Genomic DNA, 23,161 nt, shown 5'->3' with positions numbered 1-23,161 from the left:
AAGGTAGGAAATAATGAAAAGTGGCGTATTTAGCATATTAAAAGCAAGATTCCTGATTCATGAAGATGCAGTGAAAAATTGGCGATTTATCGTCTTTATAATTCTGCTGGCCATTTTGATGATTGCCAATACACAGCGATACGAACAAAAGGTTTTTGAAATCGCGAAATTAAATAATGAAGTAAAAGAACTAAGATCAGAATTTGTAGATCGACGTTCAGAATTGATGAAGTTAAAAATGGAGTCGACCATTTCGGATAAAATGTTAGAAAAACAAATTTTTCCGTCGACAGTTCCTCCAGTGAAAATAGAAGTTAAAAAAGAAGAAGAAAAAAGTTTCTTTAAAAGAATATGGCAGTAGACGATAAACATATATCCTACAGAATTTACCTCGTAGCAGTTTTCATCTTTTTGATGGCAATTGCTATTGTTGTTAAATTAACCAATATTCAGTGGGTTGAGGGAGATTATTACAGAAAATTGGCAAAACAGCGTACTGTAAGAAACTTTGTAATTCCAGCCAACAAAGGGAATATCTATTCTGCTGATGGAAGTTTACTGGCAACATCAATTCCGAATTACGAGATTCGTTTTGATGCAAAAGCACCAAAAACAGAAACTTTTGAGAAGTATGTAAAACAATTATCAGATTCTCTAGAGACTGTTTTAGAAAGACCATCAGGATATTACGAGAAAGAATTGCGAAAAGCACGTGCCAATAAAAATCGTTATTATTTAATTGCTCGTAATTTAAGCTATACCGAATATGTAAAAATTAAAGGCTTTCCATTGTTCAATTTAGGAGCTTTTAAAGGCGGAATTATTGTTGAGCAGGAAACGGTTAGAAAACATCCGATTGGTAAAATTGCAGAAAGAACAATTGGTTACGACCGTATTGATCCTGCAACTGGAGTTGAAGTAGGAAAAGGAATTGAATGGGCTTTTAAAAATTATTTGAACGGAAAAGACGGAAAAATTCTAAAGCAAAAAATTGCAAAAGGTCAATGGAAACCAATTCGTGATGTAAACGAAGTAGATCCAATTGATGGTTACGATGTGATTTCGACTATAGATGTTTTTATCCAAGATATTGCACACCATGCTTTATTAAAACAGTTAGAAGATTATCAGGCAGATCACGGTTGTGTTGTAGTAATGGAAACGGAAACAGGTTACATAAAAGCGATTTCAAATTTAGGAAGAGCAGAAGACGGATCGTATTACGAAACAACAAATTACGCGGTTGCTGAATCTCACGAACCTGGATCGACTTTTAAATTAGTCGATTTGATGGCAATTTTAGAAGATAAAGTAGCTGATACAAGTACAGTTTACGATAGTCATGGTGGGGAAATCAGATATTATGGAAGAGCTGTTCGTGATTCGCACAAAGGTGGTTACGGGAAAGTTACTTTAGCACGCGGATTTGAGCTTTCATCAAATACAGTAATGGTTCAGGCGGTTTATGATAATTACAAAAGCAACCCTTCTAAGTTTGTAAACCACATCAATGATTTGGGTTTAAATAAGCCATTAGGATTGCATTTTAAAGGAGAGGGAAGACCTTATGTTCCACAGCCAGGAGACAAACATTGGTCAGGAACTACACTTCCTTGGATGGCTTTTGGATATAACGTTTCGGTTACACCAATGCAGACTCTAACATTATATAATGCAGTTGCGAATAATGGGGTAATGGTAAAACCTCAATTTGTATCAGAAATTAAAGAATGGAATAAGACTATTAAAAAGTTTGATACAGAAGTAATGAATTCGAAGGTTTGTTCGCCAGAAACACTTAAAAAAGTAAAAGCAGTTTTGGCGAATGTGGTGAAAAAAGGAACAGGATCTAAGTTGTATTCAAAAGATTTTTCGATGGCAGGAAAAACAGGGACAGCCATGGTAAATTATGGTAATGCGGGAAGAGAAGGAATGTATTATGCTTCCTCTTTCGCAGGATATTTTCCGGCAGATCATCCAAAATATTCTTGTATTGTTGTAGTTCATAAGCCAAATACAGCTAAAAACAACTATTATGGAGCTGACGTTGCGGGGCCTGTCTTCAAAAGAATTGCTCAGAAGATTTTTACAGATGCTCCTTCAACAAATAAAATTAAAAAATTAGATACTAGAATTCCAAAGCAGGATGCTAGTTATGATAAATACACGGCTGAAGCCAATAAAAAGCTTAATGAGGTTCCGAATTTAAAAGGAATGCCAGGAATGGACGCGATTGCTTTACTAGAAAATTTAGGTTTGAAAGTTAAAGTAAATGGAATGGGGAAAGTGAAGAATCAATCAATTCAAGCGGGAACCAGTATTAGCAGAAACACAACAATTGTATTAGAATTATCGTGAAAGTATTAAAAGACATATTATATAAAGTAGCTATTGAATCAGTAAAAGGTTCAACAGATATTGCTATTTCTAAAATTGAATTTGATTCACGTAAGGTAGAAACAAATGATGTTTTTGTGGCAATCAGAGGTTCGCTTTCAGATGGGCATGATTATATTGAGAAAGCGATTCAACTTGGAGCAAAAGCAATTATTTGCGATACACTTCCAGCAAATACTGCCAATGACGTAACTTATATTCAAGTAAAAGATACCAATACGGCTTTGGCTTTTATGGCAGCTAATTATTTTGGAGATCCATCTGCAAAACTAAAATTAGTTGGTGTAACAGGAACAAATGGAAAAACGACTATTGCATCCTTATTATTTCAGTTGTTTCAAAAAGCAGGCTTTAAGGTTGGTTTATTGTCAACGGTAAAAATTGTAGTAGATCAAACAGAATATCCAGCAACGCATACAACACCAGATTCTTTAACTATTAATCATTATTTGAATGAAATGGTTGAAGCGGGAGTTACGCATTGTTTTATGGAAGTAAGTTCGCATGGAATTCACCAGAAACGTACAGAAGCTTTGCATTTTGTGGGCGGAATTTTTACGAATCTTTCTCACGATCACTTAGATTATCACCCAACATTTGCTGAATATAGAGATGTTAAAAAGTCATTTTTTGATTCTCTTCCAAAATCAGCTTTTGTTATATCGAATATTGATGACAAAAATGGATCGGTGATGCTGCAAAATACAGTGGCTAAAAAATTGACTTACGCTTTAAAATCTTATGCAGATTATAGAGCGCAGATTTTAGAAAGCCAATTGTCTGGATTATTGTTGAAAATCAATGAGAATGAAGTTTGGGTAAAACTGATTGGTACATTCAACGCATACAATGTTTTAGCGATTTATGGAACCGCAGTAGAGCTAGGAATTGATAGTCTTGAAGCGTTGCGTTTACTGTCTGATTTAGAAAGTGTTTCAGGTCGTTTTCAGTATATTGTATCAGATGGCGGAATTACTGCTGTTGTAGATTATGCCCATACGCCAGATGCCTTGGAAAATGTTTTGAAAACAATAAATGATATTCGCACTAAAAATGAACAGCTAATTACTGTAGTAGGCTGTGGAGGAAATCGTGATAAAACAAAACGCCCGATTATGGCAAAGATTGCTTCAGATTTAAGCGATAAAGCAGTTTTGACTTCGGATAACCCAAGAAATGAAGATCCAGAAGTTATTTTGGGCGAAATGGAGCAGGGAGTTGAGCCTCACAACTATAAAAAAATGCTGCGAATTACTGATAGAAAACAGGCAATTAAAACGGCTTGTCAATTGGCTCAGCCTAAAGATATCATTTTAATTGCAGGAAAAGGGCATGAAACTTATCAAGAAATAAATGGTGTTCGCCATCATTTTGATGATATGGAAACGGTAAAAGAGATTTTAGAACAACTAAATAAATAACAAAAAGGAATTTCAAAATCCAAATCCCAATAAAATTTGGATTTAGGGTTTTAAAAAATTGGAATTTAATTCGAGATTGGAATTTAAAAAAATAAGAAAATATGCTGTACTATTTATTTGAATATTTTGATAAAACATTGGACATTCCTGGAACAGGAGTTTTCCAGTACATCACATTTAGGTCAGCTTTGGCATTTATGCTTTCGTTGCTTCTGTCGACTATTTATGGTAAAAGAGTAATTAACTTTTTACGCCGTCAGCAAGTTGGAGAGACTGTACGTGAGCTTGGTCTTGCAGGTCAGAATGAAAAAGCTGGTACACCAACAATGGGAGGGTTAATTATCATTGTTGCAACCTTAATTCCAGTTTTGTTATTTGCAAGATTACATAATATCTATATCGTGTTGCTTATTGTAACTACGTTATGGATGGGAACTATTGGTTTTGTTGACGATTATATCAAGATATTTAAAAAAGACAAGCAAGGTTTAAAAGGTATTTTTAAAGTAATTGGACAGGTTGGTCTTGGAATTATTGTTGGAGCAGTTCTTTATTTTAACCCTGCCGTAACGGTAAGAACAGATACTGGCCGTACAGATGTATTTAAAACTGTAGTAAATTCAACAGTTATTGTACCAGCAGGCATTGAAGAAAAATCTACAGCAACGACAATTCCTTTCGTAAAAAACAACGAATTTGATTATGCTGAAGTATTGTCTTTTATGGGAGATGGATATGAGAAATGGGCTTGGTTAATTTTTATTCCAGTAGTGATTTTCATTATCACAGCGGTTTCAAATGGGGCTAATTTAACAGATGGAATTGATGGACTCGCGGCAGGAACCTCTGCAATATCCGTCCTCGCACTCGGGATTTTTACGTTCGTTTCTGGTAATATAATTTTTTCAAATTATCTGAATATTATGTACATCCCCAATTCGGGAGAAATGACGGTATTTATTTCGGCTTTTGTTGGTGCATTGATTGGTTTTCTTTGGTATAATTCTTATCCAGCTTCTGTATTTATGGGAGATACAGGAAGTTTGACAATTGGAGGAATCATTGCGGTATTAGCCATTGCAGTTCGTAAAGAAATATTGATTGTTTTATTCTGTGGAATTTTCTTAGCAGAAAGTGCTTCAGTAATTATTCAGGTAACTTATTTTAAATATACCAAAAAGCGTTTCGGAGAAGGACGAAGAATTTTCCTGATGTCGCCACTTCATCATCATTATCAGAAAAAGGGATATCACGAAAGTAAAATCGTAACCCGTTTCTGGATTGTTGCTGTAATGTTAGCCATTTTATCAATCATCACTTTAAAACTGAGATAAATGAGGCTAGTAGTTTTAGGAGGAGGAGAAAGCGGTGTAGGAACCGCGATCCTCGGTAAGAAACAGGGATATGATGTTTTTGTATCCGATTTCGGAAAAATAAAAGAGAGTTACAAAGAAGTTCTTATCATTAATAAAATAGCCTGGGAAGAAGAGCAGCATACAGAAGATTTAATTCTAAATGCAGATGTGGTAATGAAAAGCCCAGGAATTCCAGATAAATCTCCGATAGTGAAAAAGCTGGTTGCGGCAGGAGTGAAAGTGATTTCGGAAATTGAATTTGCGATTCCTTACACAGAAGCAATGACCATCGGTATTACGGGAAGTAATGGTAAAACAACCACCACAATGCTGACCCATCACCTGTTGAAATATGCAGGATTAAATGTCGGATTGGGAGGGAATATTGGAAAGAGCTTCGCCTGGCAGGTGGCTGAGAATAAATTTGATGCCTACGTTCTTGAATTAAGCAGTTTTCAGCTAGACGGAATAATAAATTACAGACCCGATATTGCGATTATAACCAATATAAGTCCAGACCATTTAGATCGATACGAATATAAATATGAAAATTATATCAATTCGAAGTTCCGAATAACAATGAACCAGACTGAAAATGATTATCTCATTTACGATGCGGATGATATCGCAAGTACAGAATGGTTACAGAAGAACAAAACAAAAGCAAAACTAATTCCTTTTTCATTGACGAAAAAATTTGATGAAGGGGCTTCTATAAATAACAACAAAATGGAAATAAAGATCAACCAAGAAGAGTTTACAATGGATACAGAACACATTGCGTTAGAAGGAAAACATAATATGAAAAACGCCATGGCAGCAAGCTCTGTAGCTAAATTGATGCAAATTAGAAATGCAACGATTCGTGAAAGTCTATCTAATTTCCAAGGTGTTGAACACCGTTTAGAAAAAGTATTAAAAATACAGAACGTTCAATATATCAACGATTCAAAAGCAACAAATGTAAACGCTACTTTCTTTGCTTTGGATAGTATGAATTCGCCAACAGTATGGATTGTTGGAGGTGTTGATAAAGGAAACGATTACAACGAATTAATGTCGTTAGTACGCGAAAAAGTAAAAGCAATTATCTGTCTTGGAATCGATAACCGTAAAATTATTGATGCTTTTGGAAACGTTGTTGATATTATGGTTGAAGTAAATAACATGAATGATGCAGTAAAAACTGCTCAAAGATTAACAGAAAAAGGCGATGTAGTTTTATTGTCTCCAGCCTGCGCAAGTTTCGATTTGTTCGAAAACTACGAAGACCGTGGAAAACAATTTAAGCAAGCGGTACACAATTTATAATTTTAGATTTTAGAGTTCAGATTTTAGATTGTTTCCAATCTTTGAACTCAAATAAGTTCTTTTGAATATGACGACGAATGAAATGAAGGTGAGAACAAAGAGATTCTCTTTGATGGTAATTGATTTAGCTGAGAAGCTTCCAAATAGCAATGTGATTAGATCTATTGCAAGTCAAATAGTGAGAAGTGGAACATCAGTCGGTGCGAATTATCGAGCGGTATGCAGAGCTCGAAGTGATAAAGAATTTATTTCTAAAATGAACATAGTTTTAGAAGAAGCAGATGAAACTTTGTTTTGGTTAGAAATTATAAAAGAAAAAATGTGGATTGCTAAAGAGGAATTAGAAACGTTGTTAAAAGAAGCAAATGAATTAACAGCAATTTTTGTGAGTAGTTTAAAAACAGTAAATAAAAGAATCAATCAATAAAAACCGAAGGTTTGGGAAAATAATCTAAAATCTAAAATCAGAAATCTACAATGAAGCAATTAGTAAACAAACTAAAAGGAGATAGGGTAATATGGTCATTTGTGGCCTTATTGGCGTTGTTTTCGTTTATGCCTGTTTTTAGTGCGAGTAGTAATTTGGCTTATATTGGGCACGGGACAGGAAATACATTAGGGTATTTGGTAAAACATCTGGCACATATTTGTATCGGATTCTTAATTATTTACTGGGTGCATAGAGTTCCGTATCACTATTTTAGAGCCATTTCGAAGATTGCGCTTCCAGTGGTTTGGATTTTACTGCTTTATACGCTTTTAAAAGGAACTGTTATTGCTGGCGCAAACGCTAGCCGTTGGATTCAGGTTCCCTTTATCGGAATTACGTTTCAGACATCAACATTGGCATCTATTGTTTTGTTTATTTATGTAGCGCGTTATTTGTCAAAGACTAAAGAAGAAAATGAGCCATTTCAGACCTCGTTGATTCAGCTTTGGGTTCCAGTATTTATCACATTAGTATTAATTCTTCCAGCAAACTTTTCGACTACGGCGTTAATTTTTGCAATGGTTTTGATGCTGACATTTATTGGTAAATATCCATTAAAATATATTGCTTTTATCATTGGTTCAGGAGTCGCAATGTTAGCATTTTTCCTTTTAGTGGCAAAAGCTTTTCCAGATTCAAGATTCTTCAGCAGGGTTTCAACTTGGGAAAGTCGTATTACGAATTTTACAACAGACAAACCAGACGAAGATGATTATCAGATTGAGAAAGCAAAAATTGCAATTGCATCTGGAAAATTAGGTGGATTAGGTCCAGGAAAAAGTGTTCAGAAGAACTTTTTACCGCAATCTTCTTCCGATTTTATTTATGCCATTATTGTAGAAGAATACGGTTTGGTTGGAGGAGTTTCAATTGTTATTCTGTATTTGTTGTTATTGTTCCGATTTGTAATTGCTTCGCATAAAGCTCCTACAGTGTTTGGAAAATTAGTTGTCGTTGGTGTTGGGTTTCCGATGATATTTCAAGCAATGATCAATATGGCGGTTGCGGTAGAATTATTGCCAGTTACAGGGCAGACACTTCCGTTGATAAGTAGCGGGGGAAGTTCGATTTGGATGACCTGTCTTGGACTTGGAATTATCATTAGTGTAACAAGAAAAGAAGAAGAAATTGCTGAGGATAAATTGGAGAGAGAAAAACGAAAAGAAGCCTTACAGCGATTGATAGATAAAGAAATGGCAGAAGAGGATTTACCAGCAGATGAAATATATGAAGAAGAGGCAATGTATTCGATAGAAGACAATTCAAGAAATCCGATGAATGCGGTTTTAAACAAATAAGATTAAAATATAAAAATTTTTTAAAAAGTTGTAATTTTTAGACAGATGACAAAGTATAAATTCATACTTAGCGGAGGAGGAACAGGAGGGCACATCTATCCTGCGATTGCAATTGCAAATGAATTAAAATTACAATTTCCTGATGCAGAATTTCTTTTTGTAGGTGCCAGAGATAAAATGGAAATGCAGAAAGTGCCTCAGGCAGGTTACGAAATAAAAGGTCTTTGGATTGCTGGTTTACAGCGAAAATTGACATTACAAAATTTAATGTTTCCGCTTAAGCTGGCAAGCAGTTTATTGGAATCAAAAAGGATAATTAAAAAGTTTAAGCCCAATGTGGTAATCGGTACGGGTGGTTTTGCCAGCGGCCCTTTATTGCAAGCGGCAGGTTCGGCAGGAATTCCAACGGTTGTTCAGGAGCAGAATTCTTATCCAGGAATTACAAACAAATTGTTGAGCAAGAAAGCAAATGCAATTTGTGTGGCTTATGAAAATTTAGAGCGTTTTTTTCCAAAAGAAAAAATTGTTTTAACAGGGAATCCAGTTCGTCAAGATTTGATTGATATTGAAAGTAAACGTGAAGAAGCAATTGCTTTCTATGGTTTAGATCCAAATAAGAAAACATTGTTGGTTCTTGGAGGAAGTTTAGGAGCAAGAAGAATCAATCAGTTAATTGAAAAAGAATTGCAAAATTTTCTTTCGCAAGATGTGCAGGTAATCTGGCAATGTGGGAAATTATATTTTGAAGAATACAAAAAATACAATCAGCCAAATGTAAAAGTGGTTGATTTTATTGAAAGAATGGATTTTGTTTACGCTGCATCAGATGTCATAATTTCACGTGCAGGTGCTTCTTCGGTGTCAGAATTATGTATTGTTGGAAAACCAGTGATTTTTATTCCATCGCCTAATGTAGCTGAGGATCATCAAACTAAAAATGCACAGGCAATTGTAGATGAAAAAGGTGCAATTTTGTTGAAAGAATCTGAGCTTGACAGTCAGTTTAGCATTGTTTTTGAAGCGCTGCTGAAAGATTCTGGAAAACAGAAACAATTAAGTGATAATATTAAAAAACTGGCAAAACCAAGAGCAACACAAGATATTGTATCAGAGATTGTCAAGTTAATTAAATAATAAGTAAAGTAGAAGGCTTAAAGCCTAAAGCTTACAGCTTAAAGCAAATAAAAATGAATTTAAATCAAATACAAAACGTTTATTTTATTGGTATCGGAGGCATCGGAATGAGTGCTTTAGCTCGTTATTTCAAGTTTATTGGAAAACAAGTTTCAGGCTACGACAAATCGCCTTCTATGCTGACTAGTGAATTGATTGAAAGTGGTATTGATATTCATTTTGAAGATAATATAAATTTAATTCCGAGTGATTATTATGTAGAGAATACATTGGTAATTTATACGCCGGCAGTTCCAAAAACACATTCAGAATGGAATTATTTTATTGAAAGAAATTACGAGGTTAAAAAACGTGCTGAAGTTCTTGGCATCATTACAAAAGACACTTTTTGTTTTGCAGTTGCTGGAACACATGGTAAAACAACAACATCAAGTATTCTTGGACATATTTTATTTCAAAGCGGTGCCGATGTTACAGCTTTTATTGGAGGAATTGTAGAAAACTATAATTCAAATCTTATAGGAAGCGGTAAAACTGTGACGGTTGTAGAAGCAGATGAATTTGATAGGTCATTCCTGCATTTGCATCCAAATATTGCTTGCGTAACTTCTATGGATGCGGATCACTTGGATATTTATGGAACTAGCGATGCAATTCAAGCTTCGTTTAGAGAATTTGCTTCAAAAGTTGAAGATAAAAATAATCTCTTCATTACCAAAGAATTGCCTTTAGACGGGGTTCAATGTGCTATAAATGAAGATGCTGTATATAAGGCTTATAACGTTCGTATTGAAGATGGGGCTTATGTTTTTGACGTGCAAACGCCGTCAGAAATTATGAAAGATTTACGTTTCGGATTGCCTGGAAAACACAATTTAATGAATGGATTGATGGCTATTGCAATGGCTAAAACTTACGGCACCCCAACCGATTCTATTGCAAAAGCCATTGCTTCATTCAACGGAATTAGAAGACGTTTTTCGTATCAGATTAAGAGCGAAAATTTAGTATATATTGATGATTATGCACATCATCCAACAGAAATAAATGCTGTTCATCAGGCAGTTAGAGAATTGTATCCAAGACGTAAAGTTTTGGCGATTTTCCAACCGCATTTGTTCAGCAGAACAAGAGATTTCGTTGACGGATTTGCAGAAAGTTTGTCTCAGTTTGACGAAGTGTTTTTGATGGATATTTACCCTGCAAGAGAGCTTCCGATGGAAGGAGTGACTTCTGAGTGGCTTTTGGGTAAAATGACAAATTCGAACAAAAAAATTGTTGCAAAAGAAGATTTATTAGGTGAAATCAAAGCCAGTGATGCACCTATTATTGTAACAATTGGAGCTGGTGATCTGGGAGAAATGGTTCCGTCAATTAAAAAGATTTTAAATGAAAATATTTAATTGGGCAAATATTAGATTAGTACTTATTTTCGGACTAGTTCTTTTTCTATATTCTTTCGCACAGCATCGAAATGGCGATCGAAAATTGAAAAAATCTATGGTCGTTTTTGTAGGAGAAAATACGCTTTTTGTGAAGCCGGAAACGGTTAATAAATTGTTGATAGAAAATAAAAGAGACGCTTCCAGTATTAGAAAAGATGAACTAGATTTGAATAAGATAGAGAAAACCCTCGATACGCAAGACATGATTGAGAAGTCAAATGTTTTTGTAAGTATTGATGGAGTTCTAAAAGCAGTAGTAAAACAGAAGACGCCCATAGCAAGAGTTTATGATGGCGGCGCTTCTTTTTATATTGACTATGAGGGTAATGAAATGCCCTTGTCGGACAATTTCACTGCGCGAGTTCCTCTTGTTTCAGGGGCAATAAATGAAAAAAATAACGAAGATTTAGCAGCTTTATTTCGCACAATTTATGACGATGCGTTTTTGAAAAAAAACATCATTGCTATAGAGATTATGCCGAATGGAAGCTTAAAAATGTTTAATCGTAACTATGATTACTTCATAGATTTTGGCAGAACGATGAATGTTGATAAGAAATTTAGAAACTATAAAGCCTTCTTTCAAAAAGCAGTTTTAGATAGTTCGTTATACAAATACAAAAAAATTGACCTTAGGTTTACGGAACAAGTAGTTTGCACTAAATAATAGAAAATGGAAAAAGATAACATTGCAGTAGGTCTAGATATTGGAACAACCAAAATCGTTGCCATGATTGGCAAAAAAAATGAATATGGTAAGTTGGAGATTTTGGGCATTGGCAAATCCAAAAGTTTGGGTGTTGCCAGAGGAGTAGTAAACAACATTACGCAGACGATTCAGTCTATACAGCAGGCTATAGTTGAAGCAGAAAATAATTCAGGATACAAAATAAAAGATGTAGTTGTGGGTATTGCCGGACAGCACATCAGAAGTATTCAACATACTGATTATATCAGCAGAAATAATCCAGAAGAAGTAATTGGAGAAAAAGATATTCAGCTCCTAATTGATCAGGTGAATAAACTTGCCATGTTACCGGGAGAAGAAATAATTCATGTTTTACCGCAGGAATTTAAAATTGACGGACAGTCTGAAATTAAAGAGCCAATCGGAATGTACGGCGGAAGATTAGAATCTAGTTTTCACGTTGTAGTTGGACAGGCATCTTCAATCAGAAACGTGGGAAGATGTATTCAGAGCTCAGGAATTGAATTGTCTGGATTAACATTAGAGCCATTAGCTTCGGCTGATGCTGTTTTAAGTCAGGAAGAAAAAGAAGCTGGTGTTGCGCTTATCGATATTGGAGGCGGAACAACAGATTTAGCTATTTTCAAAGATGGTATCATTCGTCATACAGCTGTAATTCCTTTTGGAGGAAACGTAATTACAGATGACATCAAAGAAGGATGTTCGATTATTGAAAAACAAGCTGAGCTTTTAAAAATAAAATTCGGATCTGCTTGGCCTGGTGAAAATAAAGACAACGAAATTGTTTCTATCCCAGGTTTGAGAGGAAGAGAGCCAAAAGAAATTTCACTTAAAAACTTATCTAAAATTATCCATGCAAGAGTAGTGGAAATTGTAGAACAAGTTTTTGCAGAGATTAAAGCTTATGGGCATGAAGATCCTCGTAAAAAATTAATCGCTGGAATTGTATTAACAGGTGGAGGTGCGCAATTAAAGCATATCAAACAGCTGGTAGAATACATTACAGGAATGGATACTAGAATTGGTTATCCGAACGAGCATTTAGCAGGAAACTCTAGTGAAGAAATCTCTAGTCCGTTATTTGCAACTGCAGTAGGATTAGTAATGAACAGTATCGAAAACAGTTCGCAAAGTGCTGTTAGATTGGAAATGGTTCAAGAACAGCCAAAAGTTGTTTACAGAACTGCTCCGCCAGTGCAGCGATACGAAGTTGAAGAAAACTACGTTGAAAAAGTAGAAACCATTGAAGAATCTAGAGAAACCGTAAGTCAAAGGATTCCTAAAAATGAATCTACCGAAACAAAAATAAGAAGATCATTTTTTGATCGATATGTCGACAAAATCAAAGAATTTTTAGACAACGCAGAATAATAAAAAGAGAAGGATTATTTCTTGCCCCAAGTCAAGAAGTAAAAAATGTACTTAATAAGAATTTCAAAAAACCAAAAAGATGATGAGCAACTCAGAATTTGGAAGTATTTCATTTGATTTACCAAAAAATCAATCAAATGTAATCAAAGTAATAGGTGTAGGTGGAGGCGGAAGTAACGCAATTAACCACATGTTCAAACAAGGTATTAAAGGCGTGGATTTTATCGTTTGTAATACCGATTCGCAAGCGCTTCAAAATAGTTCAGTGCCAAATAAGATTCAGTTAGGAGTTAATTTGACTGAAGGATTAGGAGCAGGAGCAAATCCAGACGTTGGACAGCAGTCGGCAATCGAAAGTATTTCGGATATTGAAAAAATGTTGGATAAAAATACTAAGATGGTATTTATCACTGCTGGTATGGGTGGAGGAACTGGAACTGGTGCAGCTCCGGTAATTGCTCAATTAGCAAAAGAAAGAGAAATATTAACAGTTGGTATCGTGACGATTCCGTTTCAATTTGAAGGGAAAGTGCGTCAGGAGCAGGCAATTATTGGAATTGAGAAATTGCGTAAGCAAGTAGATTCTTTAATTGTAATCAACAATAATAAATTAAGAGAAGTATACGGAAATCTTGGTTTTAAAGCTGGATTCTCTAAAGCGGATGAAGTTTTGGCAACAGCCTCTAGAGGTATTGCCGAAGTAATTACGCACCACTATACTCAGAATATCGATTTACGTGACGCGAAAACTGTTTTGGCTAACAGTGGAACTGCGATCATGGGATCTTCTGTGGCTGAAGGTGACAACAGAGCTAAAGATGCTATTGTTTCAGCGTTAGATTCTCCGTTGTTAAATGACAATAAAATTACGGGTGCCAAAAACGTATTGTTGCTTATCGTTTCTGGAACTAATGAGATTACTCTAGATGAAATTGGAGAAATCAACGATCACATTCAAGATGAAGCTGGTTACAATGCAAATATTATTATGGGAGTTGGTGAAGACGAAACTCTTGGAGAAGCTATTGCAGTAACTATTATTGCTACAGGTTTTGATGTAGAACAACAAAATGAAATTGTAAATACAGAACCAAAGAAAATCATTCATACGTTAGAAGATGAGCAAAGAAGTGTTCATAATTTAACCAATAAACCGCTTGCTTCTTTCGACCTAACTGTTGATACACCAACAGCAAAAGTAGAAGATAAAGTTGTTTTTGATTTAATTGACGATGATGAAACATTTACTCCAACTGCACAAGCTGTTGCTCCAGCAATTAATCAGGAAGAGTTAGTGGTGATGTCTGAGTTTATCAAAAATTTAGATGTAACTTTCGAAATTGTTTCGCCAATTACAGATATTGATTTTACAATTTCTGCACCTGAAACACCAGCTGTTCAGCAAGTGCAGCAACAACAGCCAATACAGCCAGTACAACAGCAAAGAGTGTTTGAAAAAGAAGAACAAACAACTTTCTCTTTTGATCTTCCTTTGTTTAAGCAAGAGCCTGTAAGAAGAGAGCCAGTTATTGAAGATAACAGAGTTCTGTTTGAATTGACAAATGAAACCCGTGATATTAAAGTAAACGATCCAGTACAATTTGTTCCGGTAACTGAAGTTTCAGACAACGGAATTATTAAATATTCTCTAGAAGAATATATGGAAGTTGAAAATGATTTATTGGCCTCTAAACCAGTTGAAAAAGTAGTTGAACCTACAATTCCAGAGGAATTAAACATCACGTTGAAAGCAAGACCTGATTTTGCAAGTCAACCTGATATTTCAACAACTTCTGAAGTTTCTCCTTTAGAATTAACTATTGAAGAAACATTGCGTTTAAGAGCAGAAGAAAGAAGAAAGAAACTAAAAGAATTTAACTATAAATTCCATAACAATGTTTCTAGAATCGATGAGTTGGAAAAAGAGCCAGCTTACAAGAGATTAGGAATAGATTTGTCTAATTCTCAGTCTAATAATACAAATTCTAGAATCTCTGTTGGAACAGACAGTAATAATGATTTGCAATTACGTTCAAACAATTCATTTTTGCACGATAACGTAGATTAATTTTTAGAATCATAATATAGGGTAACCCGAAAATTGGATTTAATTTTCGGGTTATTTTTTTTATCTTCGCACAGAATTTCAAAATTTGACTTCCTAAATAGGTTTTTAAAGTGAATCTTATTGTCACCCTGAGCGAAGTCGAAGGGCCAAATTAATACATCAATAATAAGCAATAGCTTATTCAAATAAAATATAACATGAGTTTACAAACACAAATCATGGACGAAATTAAAAACGCCATGAAAGCGAAAGATACAGTAGCTTTAGAAGCTTTAAGAGCTGTAAAATCAGAATTATTATTAGCATCTACAGCTTCAGGATCTAAAGAAGATTTATCTGAAGAGGATGAAATTAAATTACTTCAGAGATTGGTTAAAACTCGTAAAGAAAGCGCAAGAATCTTTACAGAGCAAAACCGTCCAGATTTAGCAGAACCAGAATTGGCTCAAGTTGCTGTAATCGAGAAGTTTTTGCCAGCTCAATTGAGCGAAGAAGAAGTAGAAGCTGTAGTAGCAAAAATCATTGCTGAAACAGGAGCTTCTGGAATTGCTTCAATGGGTAAAGTTATGGGATTAGCATCTGCTCAATTAGGTGGAACTGCTGAAGGAAAAACCATTTCTACAATTGTGAAAAAATTACTTTCGTAATTTTTAAATTCCAATAAAGAAAATCCAAATTCCAAATTGGAAATCTCAATATAGAAATTCCAAATTCCAATACTAAACTTGGAATTTGGAATTTTAAAAATTGAAATTTAAATATTTTTTGACCTCGTAGTTCAACTGGATAGAATATCAGATTTCGGCTCTGAGGGTTGGGGGTTCGAACCCCTCCGGGGTCACTATAAAAACAAAAGCCTAAGAGTATTGATTCTTAGGCTTTTTTTATGGTTCGATAAATTTTAAAATTTCCCTTCATTTTATAAAGTCAATGCCTACAAGCAATTTGGATTCGAACTCCGTCAGGGATCTTCAATTCTTCGATATCTAGCGGGCAGTTAAATAAGATTCAATTTGAATTCTGTAAAGAGAGCTTAATTAGAAATTTTGCTTGTAAAATTCCCAATATTTCCCAATATTTTCGTCCTCTTCAAATTTTAAATCAGGATCGATCTGATAATTAGCAATATGTTGTTTTTCATACCAATAATCATAAAAGTAATCTAAAAAACCGGCCGCATTTTTCTTAAACATAGATCGGTAAAGTCCTATTTCTAAATTGTTCTTATCATTGTAGGCATCTATACCTTCATCTGTTAATAAATTATTATTCTTAAACCATTTCAAAATAAAATAAAATGGTTTTATAGCTCCCTTCTTAGTAATAGAAAAACCATCATAACTCCATTCAGCTTTATCCCAAACTTGTTTTTGTTCAGGACTTTTACATAGAAGTTCAATTAATTCGGTATATATAACTTCTCTTTCTGTAGTTTTAATTTTCGAGATTAAATTACCATAAGTATCTATATAATAATCCTCTTTATTAAATTCGGCTCTTGTAAGTTTAGCATCAAAATAGTCAATATTTTCATTGAATTTATTAAAATCATTTATGAATTCAAATTTTGGCTCAAATTTCATCTCACCTTTGAAATTGATTAAGGTCCATTTTTTACCAATTTTGGCAGGGAAAACACCATTACCGATCCATCTTACTTCATCAAATTTAAATTCAATTATCGTCTCTCCTGATGTATTAATTAGCCCATATTTTTCTCCGATTTTCACCAAACAATGTCCTTCATTAAAAATACCTACTATTCTATCATATAAATAATCGATAACAAGCTCATTATTTTTATTAATAAACCCATATTTGTTTTTTAATTTAACAATTGCTCGATCTTCATAAAACGCTGAAATTACACTATGTTTTGTTTTGTATATTTCTCCGTTTTTATTTATTAAAAAATCTTTGTTTTTGATTTTCACAAGTGAATAACCATTATGAAAATTACTTGCTTTATCATAATCAAATGGGATTACAACCTCGTTGTTTTTATTAATAAAACCATATTTTCCATCTCTTTTTATCCTTGCAAGACCATCAGAAAATAACGAATATTCAATTTCAGAAGTTGAGAAAATAAATGGAATTATTTCTTCACCATTTTTATCGATAACACCATGCCTCTTTATTTTTTCATTATAACAAAAAGCTACATCATCAGAATATTTATCAATTGTTAAATATTTTTTAAACGGGAATAATATATCTCCATTACTATTAATAATTGTTGAAGTTGAGTAAAAATAAATTTTTCCATCATATTCAAAATTAGTCTCTTGTAAATTATTTGAAACAACACAAACTTGATTTGAAAAATCTCGAGTATAGTTAAATTTAGGCTCAATAATTATTTCGCCTTTTTCATTAATAAAACCATAGATGTTGTTGCGTTTAATAGGATATAGCATATTTTCTTAAAATTATAACTAACTTTTTTTCTGAAAAACGATTGACTGATTCATTGTAAGCTAATCAACTACTTGCTTATACATTTTATAAAACAGCAGCCTTAACCATTTTATCTTAGCAAGAATCAAGTTATTAAGTCGTTTATTATAATTGCTAAAATAGAACTAATTTTCATAAGAGTATTCATTTTAGACACATCTTGCTTTATATTAAATAAGTATATTAAAATAATTTTCTTAAACCAATTATAAAATAAAAAGAGTTAAATCTCATTTAGAATCTTTAAGTCTTCGAACAAAAGATTCGAATTATGTATCGTCAAGGTCACCATAAAATTTGAAAGCCTAAGAATGTATAAATACATTCTTAACTTTGGTTACAATATTATTTTACACATCAAGGAATCTTTAGTTGAAACAATATCATAGATCCAAAAGCATGACAAAAGAAGAGTCTATTAAAGAGTATTATTTTAGAATTAATAAGAGTATAGATTATATTAAAGAGAACCTTCATGAAGAACTTTCTTTAGAGAAATTGGCTGTTCTTTCGAATTTTTCAAAATTTCATTTTCATAGAATTTTTAAGTCAGTAACAGGAACAAGAATTAATGATTTTATTAAAAATGCAAAAATTGAACGAGCCTTATTTTTCTTAATGAACAATCCTTCCAAAACAATTAGCGAAATAGCATCTGAATGTGGTTTCTTAAGTATTTCGTCTTTCTCAAGAGCTTTCCGTGAAGTTAAACATGTAACTCCCAGTGAATGGCGAAAGTTACATAAAAATAGCAATATTGGTATAATAGATAGCAATATTGGTAAAATGCAGTCTGAAATCGAAAACTATCTTGCACTCAAATTAAATAATTTAAAAAATATTGAAATGAGTGAAACTATGAAACTTGATTTTGAAATCAAAAAACTGGATGCATTTAACGTTATTTACATTCGAAATCTGAATATTCACAAACATGATAGTGAAACATTTGAAGATATGTTTAAACAGCTTTTTAGCTGGGCTTCCCCAAGAAATTTGGTAAATTTTCCTGAAACAAAAGCATTAACTGTTTATAGAAGTAATGCTAATTTAGAAGGAATGCTTCAAGCAGATGTTTGTTTGTCTGTTCCTGAAAAAATAGTTGGAGAAGGTATAATTGGGAATACAACGATAAGTGGCGGATTGTATGCTATTTTCCACAAAGAAGCGCCAATGTCTGAATGCTTTAAAACATGGAATTATATTTATGAAGTATGGTTTGAAGAAAATGGATATCAGCCAGATAACAGAAATTTCTTTTTAAGTCATTTAAACGATCCTAAATCGCATCCCGAAAATCATCATATTATAGATATTTATATACCAATAAAGTTGCTGTGATAATTATGAAATTGTCATTTAATATCTCATTCTCCCTTTCGGGAATTGGTTTGCAGTTTAATTTTAGAATGAAGTATTTCTAGTTTTAAATTATCTACAAATAAATAGAACTTTGTACCGTCACGGTCAAAAAATAAAAGCGCATTCTTTTAATTATTAAAGGAATGCACTTTCTAAATTATAGATATTTCTACGCTTTTCTCGCAAGCTTACAATTTACTTTGGTTGCTTTTTAGAATTTTCAAAAATGTAATAAACAGAAAATACAAAGAGAATACTATAAATAATGACCGTTGCCAGATTCTCAAATTTCAGATTCTAAAGGTTAAACTTATTTTTCAATTAAAATTTTACAATTTATCTTGTTCAGCTCTTAATAAATCCGAAATATTTTCAGTCTTAAAGTTTTCCATAAACAAGTTAATTAGAGGAGCAGTAGGGCTTTTTGGATATTTTTTCATGAATCGGTTAAATTCCTGAATGTTTTCAGGATAAATATATGTCTCATCTGTTGCTCGTTCTGCGGTTGGCGTATTATCCTGGCCAATTAGATAATCCATTTGGTAATTTTTGTATTCATCTTTTACAGATTCAATCAGTTTTGAATTTGGGTATTTGGTCATAAAGTTTTCCCCAAGAAATTACTCTGTCGCCTAGATCTTTAAAAGAGATCACAAGTCCAGCATCTGCAGAATATAACGTTTTGTTTTCTTCGCTTTTTAAGTACAGATAATCTTTGTAATCGCTAGTTATGTAATCTTTGAAAATAGTATAGTAGAAATCATGTAAAGGTTCTATTTCTACATAGCCTTCTCCAATTTCCCAAAACTGTAATTGATGTTTGGAAAGTTTCTCACCTAAAAGTTTAACAGCTTTTTTATCAGCTTCGTCTTCATTATAAAATCTATCTAATACGGGAGATTCTTTTCCTGCTATTTCTTGTAATAAGGTACTGTTTTCTTCAAAATACTTTTCATACAAAGCGTTGGACTCTTCGGCAGAAATAGATTTTAATTTTAAAACTATTTCTTTTTTTCTTTTGGTGAATAAATCTAAAAGAGCTTCGGAATCTGATGCGGCTACTGATGCTGAGTGGTTAAGTGCAACACTATCAGTTTTTATTTTTGAAATGGTAGAAGTGGCATTATTTTCAGTTTTTTTACAGGCAGAAATTAAGATTGAAATTGTAATAAATGTAAAAACTTTTTTCATTTGATGTTGATTTGTTTTGATGTGAACAGTTTTAAATGTTTTTAAAAATGAAAAGGACAAAAAAGATAAAATTCTTCTTTGTCCTTTATTTTTTTAGAATTGATTTAGGATTTAAAGAACGTTAGAAAGCAGGTTTAAATTCGCTCATTCCGCTAAATTCTTTATACTCTGAATATATTTCTATACCAAGAAGTATCCATTTTCTAGTTCCTCCAGCCTGATATTGGAAGGTATTTTTCTTTTCTGTTTTATTGATATTAATATAAAGTGTAGACCATTCTGTGCCACCCATAAATCCAGTTCTCTGAATTAATGCTGAACGCGCATTTTCACCATCACAAATTACATTCAATTCAAATTTTGTACATAAGTCATCTTCAAGGGTAATTTTTGAAAGATAGGTATTGCGATTTAAAGATTGTTTTTCGGTTTCCCTATTTTCAAATTCAAATTTTTTATCTTTTTGTTCATTGCTTGGTCTTGTGATAAAAGATAAAGCAAAAAAAGAAAAGAGAATGGCAACGGACAAACCCACTTTTTTACGAATTTCAGTTGCTTTTTTTGCGCAAAAAATAATAAGCCCTAAAAACAGTGAAACGTTTAGTATTCCCCAGATTAACTGTATCATGATTTTGTTTTTGGTATGTCAAAAGTACATTTTTATTTTAAAAATAAGAGAATACTTATGTTTAATTATTTGTCACTAATGCAATATCATTTTGAAAATGGACAAGTTTACTTCTTCGAAAACAAATTCTCAACAACCCAAGCAGGGCCAATCAATAAAAATTGAAGATCTTTTAAGAAAGAAGGTTTTTTGCCTTCAATATTATGACCATAAAACTGTCCTATCCAAGCAATAACAAAAACGCCAATTGAGAATGCCCACAACGGTACAATTTGTCCGATATAATAATTGATAACTAAACAGATTCCAGAGAATACAGCAATTTTTAGTGCCATAGAAACGGATAATCTAATGTAAAAAACAAGAACAAAAAGTAAAATTATAAAAGCCCAATTTTCAATAATAGGCAAATTTAGGTTTAGAGTATTAGCAATAATCCTGGTTGGAATACTCATAAGTAAACCTACGATAGAAAAGAAAATCGCGGGAACGCAAATGTAATGAATCGCCTTGTTGGTTGGGTTCTGATGACTTACAGCATATTCAGCAAACCATTGGTCTAATGTTCTCATTGCTTGTGGTTTTAAAGGTTAGATGCGTAAATCTAATAAAATTTCTTTTAGCTTTTACCGTGCTGTATTTTCATTATTTCATCTACAATCGAAATGGCTTTTTCTAATGTGATTCCGTTTTCCTGATCTAAAGTTAAAGGATGATTTTCTTCAATCAGTTTTATTTCAGGAATCAATCCTAAACCTTGTTCAATGGCGATTGATTTTAGAGATATAGTTTTGCCGTAAGTGGGAACGTCAGTCTGCATCCAACCAAAATAGGGCTCTTGATTTATTCGATTTGGATCTTTCCATAAATCCATTCGTAGGCAAAAATTATCTTCGCTTATTGTAGTCCATACATTAAAAACCAAATCTTCGTGATAATCAATAATAGGAATGGTTAATCTGCCACGATGAAAAAAATGTTCTTCATCGACATAACACCAGCTTCCTCCATATTCAATTCTTTGTTCTCTTTCTTCGGGTGGAATTGTAAAATAATAAGCAGGAAATTCGTTTCCAAAACACAAAGGCATTTGATCAAAAACTTCTCCGCAGCAGGAACATTTGTAAGTATACATTTTTAATTATTTTAGAGCATTAGCTTTCTGATTGTACTGAAAAACATTATCCCAAAGTTCATCAATGGCAATAAGCGCTTCATTGAGCGGAATCACGTTCCATTTTCCATTAGTTTCGATTCCTAAACCAATGCTTTTTAGCTTTAATAAAGCATCGTTTACATCAAAATCCAAATCGGCATTTAGTTTGGTTTTAAACCAAGATTCAATTTGATTGTCTAGCTCTTCAGTGGTTAAGGATTTTTTACTTTCGTGTAAAAATGTATAAGCAAGAATAGTTTCTTTTAAAGCTTCTTCTTCAGAAGAATTTAATAAAGAATAAAACGCACCGCTGTTGTTTCCGATATTTTTAAAATACAAACTATCAGAAAGCGTTTTAGAATACCTGATTTTCTTATTTATGAAATTATTGTATTGACGAAAGCAATATGCTCCTAAAATTCCAAGTGCTATTAAACCTTGATTTAAAGAAGTTTTACTGTTTAGTAAATCGATTGTTTCGCCAGTTTGATACGCGTCGTACATATTGATCAAGGCTGGAATCACCTTGGCGCTCAATAACGAAAGTCCACCAAAAACACCAGGAACCCAAAGCAGCAATTTATCCTTAAGAGACATTTTAGGAATGGCATTTGGAAAAATAGTTTCAAGATCGTTTTTAGGAACGCGTTTGAATATTTTCAATGCAATTGAACCCGGATCGATTGGCATTTTACCTAATTTGACTTTCTTTTCTTTTAGATAATCAGCTTCGCTGTAATTGAGGTAAATTAAGACACGATCATAATATTCAATTTCGACTTCTTTGGTCCAGAAGAAATATTTTTTGATTTTTTCTTTTGCTTTATGATGGCCTCGTGCATAAAGTTCGAAATCTTTAAAGGCATTAAAATCAATAGAAAGATTCAATCCAATCAAATCAGATTCGTTAAAAGCATCGTTTAACGCTTTTTGGTTGATTCTGTAGTAATTGCCGCGTTCTAGAACTTTAAGCAACGTTTCTTTAAAAATTGGGAAATTGCTTTTATTGATAAATTGCTCACGCTCTTTTTCACTTAAATCTGGATCATAGAGAGCGTAATGCTGTTTTAGATTTCTGTTAAGATTAAAAGACTCGTAATGATAATAATGTTCGATGATTTCGAACAGCTTTTTAAAATCACTAATTTTTTGTGAATCTTCAGCAAATGTTGCGATTTGCTGTTCCAGTAAAAATTCTTTGTTAAATGGAATATAATGTTCTCTAGTCATGCGGACTTAATTTCGTGGCTTTTACAGAACGCAAAAATACTGCTTTTTTCTTAGGGGAAAAGGTGTAGAGATACAAAGGTATAAAGAGGTAAAGAGACAGAGAATTTAAAGTTCCTCAGGATGACGAACAAAAAA

Annotated in this window: 21 protein-coding genes and 1 tRNA gene; 15 read left to right on the top strand and 7 right to left on the bottom strand. The window is 33.1% G+C overall.

Annotated features, from left to right (window positions below; all coding sequences use genetic code 11):
* Positions 1-13: 13 nt before the first annotated feature.
* The 14 genes from JI750_RS01145 (at position 14) to JI750_RS01080 (ending at position 15,840) form a co-directional block, all read left to right on the top strand.
* A complete protein-coding gene (locus JI750_RS01145; RefSeq protein ID WP_008467159.1) occupies positions 14-361 on the top strand; it encodes an FtsL-like putative cell division protein in 348 nt (115 codons plus the stop codon).
* Positions 352-2,358 (top strand): PASTA domain-containing penicillin-binding protein, encoded by a 2,007-nt coding sequence (locus tag JI750_RS01140; RefSeq protein ID WP_201998404.1) that lies wholly within the window; start codon positions 352-354, stop codon positions 2,356-2,358. Before JI750_RS01145 ends, JI750_RS01140 begins: the two co-directional genes overlap by 10 nt.
* The gene (locus JI750_RS01135; RefSeq protein ID WP_201998403.1) at positions 2,355-3,818 is read left to right on the top strand and encodes a UDP-N-acetylmuramoyl-L-alanyl-D-glutamate--2,6-diaminopimelate ligase; all 1,464 of its coding nucleotides are present in this window, start codon (positions 2,355-2,357) and stop codon (positions 3,816-3,818) included. Before JI750_RS01140 ends, JI750_RS01135 begins: the two co-directional genes overlap by 4 nt.
* Before the next feature lie 101 nt (positions 3,819-3,919).
* A complete protein-coding gene (gene mraY / locus JI750_RS01130; protein WP_201998402.1) occupies positions 3,920-5,152 on the top strand; it encodes a phospho-N-acetylmuramoyl-pentapeptide-transferase in 1,233 nt (410 codons plus the stop codon).
* Positions 5,153-6,484: a UDP-N-acetylmuramoyl-L-alanine--D-glutamate ligase gene (murD, locus tag JI750_RS01125; RefSeq protein ID WP_201998400.1), complete on the top strand. Its 1,332-nt coding sequence runs from the start codon at positions 5,153-5,155 to the stop codon at positions 6,482-6,484.
* A 67-nt stretch (positions 6,485-6,551) separates the two neighbouring features.
* Positions 6,552-6,911 (top strand): four helix bundle protein, encoded by a 360-nt coding sequence (locus tag JI750_RS01120; protein ID WP_201998398.1) that lies wholly within the window; start codon positions 6,552-6,554, stop codon positions 6,909-6,911.
* 50 nt (positions 6,912-6,961) lie between these two features.
* Positions 6,962-8,272, top strand: coding sequence for an FtsW/RodA/SpoVE family cell cycle protein (locus JI750_RS01115; RefSeq protein WP_201998396.1), 1,311 nt, complete (start codon positions 6,962-6,964; stop codon positions 8,270-8,272).
* 45 nt (positions 8,273-8,317) lie between these two features.
* Positions 8,318-9,406, top strand: coding sequence for an undecaprenyldiphospho-muramoylpentapeptide beta-N-acetylglucosaminyltransferase (gene murG, locus JI750_RS01110; protein WP_201998394.1), 1,089 nt, complete (start codon positions 8,318-8,320; stop codon positions 9,404-9,406).
* A gap of 53 nt (positions 9,407-9,459) precedes the next feature.
* Entirely contained in the window at positions 9,460-10,809 is a 1,350-nt protein-coding gene (gene murC, locus JI750_RS01105; RefSeq protein WP_201998392.1) for a UDP-N-acetylmuramate--L-alanine ligase, read from the top strand.
* Positions 10,796-11,518 (top strand): cell division protein FtsQ/DivIB, encoded by a 723-nt coding sequence (locus JI750_RS01100; protein WP_201998390.1) that lies wholly within the window; start codon positions 10,796-10,798, stop codon positions 11,516-11,518. Before murC ends, JI750_RS01100 begins: the two co-directional genes overlap by 14 nt.
* A 6-nt stretch (positions 11,519-11,524) precedes the next feature.
* On the top strand, positions 11,525-12,931 hold the full coding sequence (gene ftsA, locus JI750_RS01095; protein ID WP_201998388.1) for a cell division protein FtsA: 1,407 nt from the start codon (positions 11,525-11,527) through the stop codon (positions 12,929-12,931).
* Between the two features lie 79 nt (positions 12,932-13,010).
* The gene (ftsZ, locus tag JI750_RS01090; RefSeq protein ID WP_201998386.1) at positions 13,011-14,999 is read left to right on the top strand and encodes a cell division protein FtsZ; all 1,989 of its coding nucleotides are present in this window, start codon (positions 13,011-13,013) and stop codon (positions 14,997-14,999) included.
* Positions 15,000-15,196: 197 nt separating this feature from the next.
* Positions 15,197-15,646 carry a GatB/YqeY domain-containing protein gene (locus tag JI750_RS01085; protein ID WP_201998384.1) on the top strand — a complete coding sequence of 150 codons (450 nt, stop codon included), beginning with the start codon at positions 15,197-15,199 and terminating at the stop codon, positions 15,644-15,646.
* Between the two features lie 120 nt (positions 15,647-15,766).
* Positions 15,767-15,840: transfer RNA gene (locus JI750_RS01080), tRNA-Arg, on the top strand.
* A gap of 196 nt (positions 15,841-16,036) precedes the next feature.
* Here JI750_RS01080 and JI750_RS01075 read toward each other — a convergent pair.
* Positions 16,037-17,419, bottom strand: a complete 1,383-nt coding sequence (locus tag JI750_RS01075) for a WG repeat-containing protein (protein ID WP_201998382.1) — start codon at positions 17,417-17,419, stop codon at positions 16,037-16,039.
* Between the two features lie 439 nt (positions 17,420-17,858).
* Here JI750_RS01075 and JI750_RS01070 point away from each other — a divergent pair, with 439 nt between their 5' ends.
* Positions 17,859-18,800 (top strand): AraC family transcriptional regulator, encoded by a 942-nt coding sequence (locus JI750_RS01070; protein ID WP_201998380.1) that lies wholly within the window; start codon positions 17,859-17,861, stop codon positions 18,798-18,800.
* Between the two features lie 350 nt (positions 18,801-19,150).
* On the opposite strand, the gene JI750_RS01065 is transcribed toward JI750_RS01070, so the two are convergent.
* The 6 genes from JI750_RS01065 to JI750_RS01040 all read right to left on the bottom strand — a co-directional run bounded on the left by JI750_RS01065 (position 19,151) and on the right by JI750_RS01040 (position 23,026).
* Positions 19,151-19,423: a hypothetical protein gene (locus tag JI750_RS01065; RefSeq protein WP_201998378.1), complete on the bottom strand. Its 273-nt coding sequence runs from the start codon at positions 19,421-19,423 to the stop codon at positions 19,151-19,153.
* Positions 19,392-20,012: a hypothetical protein gene (locus tag JI750_RS01060; protein ID WP_201998377.1), complete on the bottom strand. Its 621-nt coding sequence runs from the start codon at positions 20,010-20,012 to the stop codon at positions 19,392-19,394. Before JI750_RS01060 ends, JI750_RS01065 begins: the two co-directional genes overlap by 32 nt.
* 121 nt (positions 20,013-20,133) lie before the next feature.
* Complete coding sequence (locus JI750_RS01055; protein WP_201998376.1) at positions 20,134-20,640, bottom strand: hypothetical protein; 507 nt, start codon at positions 20,638-20,640, stop codon at positions 20,134-20,136.
* Positions 20,641-20,747: 107 nt separating this feature from the next.
* Positions 20,748-21,212 carry an Mpo1 family 2-hydroxy fatty acid dioxygenase gene (locus JI750_RS01050; protein ID WP_201998375.1) on the bottom strand — a complete coding sequence of 155 codons (465 nt, stop codon included), beginning with the start codon at positions 21,210-21,212 and terminating at the stop codon, positions 20,748-20,750.
* Positions 21,213-21,259: 47 nt separating this feature from the next.
* Positions 21,260-21,775, bottom strand: a complete 516-nt coding sequence (locus JI750_RS01045; protein ID WP_201998374.1) for a DUF2199 domain-containing protein — start codon at positions 21,773-21,775, stop codon at positions 21,260-21,262.
* 6 nt (positions 21,776-21,781) lie between these two features.
* Positions 21,782-23,026, bottom strand: coding sequence for a TMEM143 family protein (locus JI750_RS01040; RefSeq protein WP_201998372.1), 1,245 nt, complete (start codon positions 23,024-23,026; stop codon positions 21,782-21,784).
* Positions 23,027-23,161: the final 135 nt, after the last annotated feature.

This window comes from Flavobacterium tagetis (assembly GCF_016735615.1).
Taxonomy (GTDB): Bacteria; Bacteroidota; Bacteroidia; order Flavobacteriales; family Flavobacteriaceae; genus Flavobacterium; species Flavobacterium tagetis.
This window is presented reverse-complemented; position numbering and strand designations above follow the sequence as displayed.

What these genes read in the sequence shown, in the direction of transcription:
- JI750_RS01145 (WP_008467159.1), top strand. Translation starts at nt 14, where the DNA reads ATGAAAAGTGGCGTATTTAGCATATTAAAAGCAAGATTCCTGATTCAT.
- JI750_RS01140 (WP_201998404.1), top strand. Translation starts at nt 352, where the DNA reads ATGGCAGTAGACGATAAACATATATCCTACAGAATTTACCTCGTAGCA.
- mraY (WP_201998402.1), top strand. Translation starts at nt 3,920, where the DNA reads ATGCTGTACTATTTATTTGAATATTTTGATAAAACATTGGACATTCCT.
- murD (WP_201998400.1), top strand. Translation starts at nt 5,153, where the DNA reads ATGAGGCTAGTAGTTTTAGGAGGAGGAGAAAGCGGTGTAGGAACCGCG.
- JI750_RS01120 (WP_201998398.1), top strand. Translation starts at nt 6,552, where the DNA reads ATGACGACGAATGAAATGAAGGTGAGAACAAAGAGATTCTCTTTGATG.
- JI750_RS01115 (WP_201998396.1), top strand. Translation starts at nt 6,962, where the DNA reads ATGAAGCAATTAGTAAACAAACTAAAAGGAGATAGGGTAATATGGTCA.
- murG (WP_201998394.1), top strand. Translation starts at nt 8,318, where the DNA reads ATGACAAAGTATAAATTCATACTTAGCGGAGGAGGAACAGGAGGGCAC.
- murC (WP_201998392.1), top strand. Translation starts at nt 9,460, where the DNA reads ATGAATTTAAATCAAATACAAAACGTTTATTTTATTGGTATCGGAGGC.
- JI750_RS01100 (WP_201998390.1), top strand. Translation starts at nt 10,796, where the DNA reads ATGAAAATATTTAATTGGGCAAATATTAGATTAGTACTTATTTTCGGA.
- ftsA (WP_201998388.1), top strand. Translation starts at nt 11,525, where the DNA reads ATGGAAAAAGATAACATTGCAGTAGGTCTAGATATTGGAACAACCAAA.
- ftsZ (WP_201998386.1), top strand. Translation starts at nt 13,011, where the DNA reads ATGATGAGCAACTCAGAATTTGGAAGTATTTCATTTGATTTACCAAAA.
- JI750_RS01085 (WP_201998384.1), top strand. Translation starts at nt 15,197, where the DNA reads ATGAGTTTACAAACACAAATCATGGACGAAATTAAAAACGCCATGAAA.
- JI750_RS01075 (WP_201998382.1), bottom strand. Translation starts at nt 17,419, where the DNA reads ATGCTATATCCTATTAAACGCAACAACATCTATGGTTTTATTAATGAA.
- JI750_RS01070 (WP_201998380.1), top strand. Translation starts at nt 17,859, where the DNA reads ATGACAAAAGAAGAGTCTATTAAAGAGTATTATTTTAGAATTAATAAG.
- JI750_RS01065 (WP_201998378.1), bottom strand. Translation starts at nt 19,423, where the DNA reads ATGACCAAATACCCAAATTCAAAACTGATTGAATCTGTAAAAGATGAA.
- JI750_RS01060 (WP_201998377.1), bottom strand. Translation starts at nt 20,012, where the DNA reads ATGAAAAAAGTTTTTACATTTATTACAATTTCAATCTTAATTTCTGCC.
- JI750_RS01055 (WP_201998376.1), bottom strand. Translation starts at nt 20,640, where the DNA reads ATGATACAGTTAATCTGGGGAATACTAAACGTTTCACTGTTTTTAGGG.
- JI750_RS01050 (WP_201998375.1), bottom strand. Translation starts at nt 21,212, where the DNA reads ATGAGAACATTAGACCAATGGTTTGCTGAATATGCTGTAAGTCATCAG.
- JI750_RS01045 (WP_201998374.1), bottom strand. Translation starts at nt 21,775, where the DNA reads ATGTATACTTACAAATGTTCCTGCTGCGGAGAAGTTTTTGATCAAATG.
- JI750_RS01040 (WP_201998372.1), bottom strand. Translation starts at nt 23,026, where the DNA reads ATGACTAGAGAACATTATATTCCATTTAACAAAGAATTTTTACTGGAA.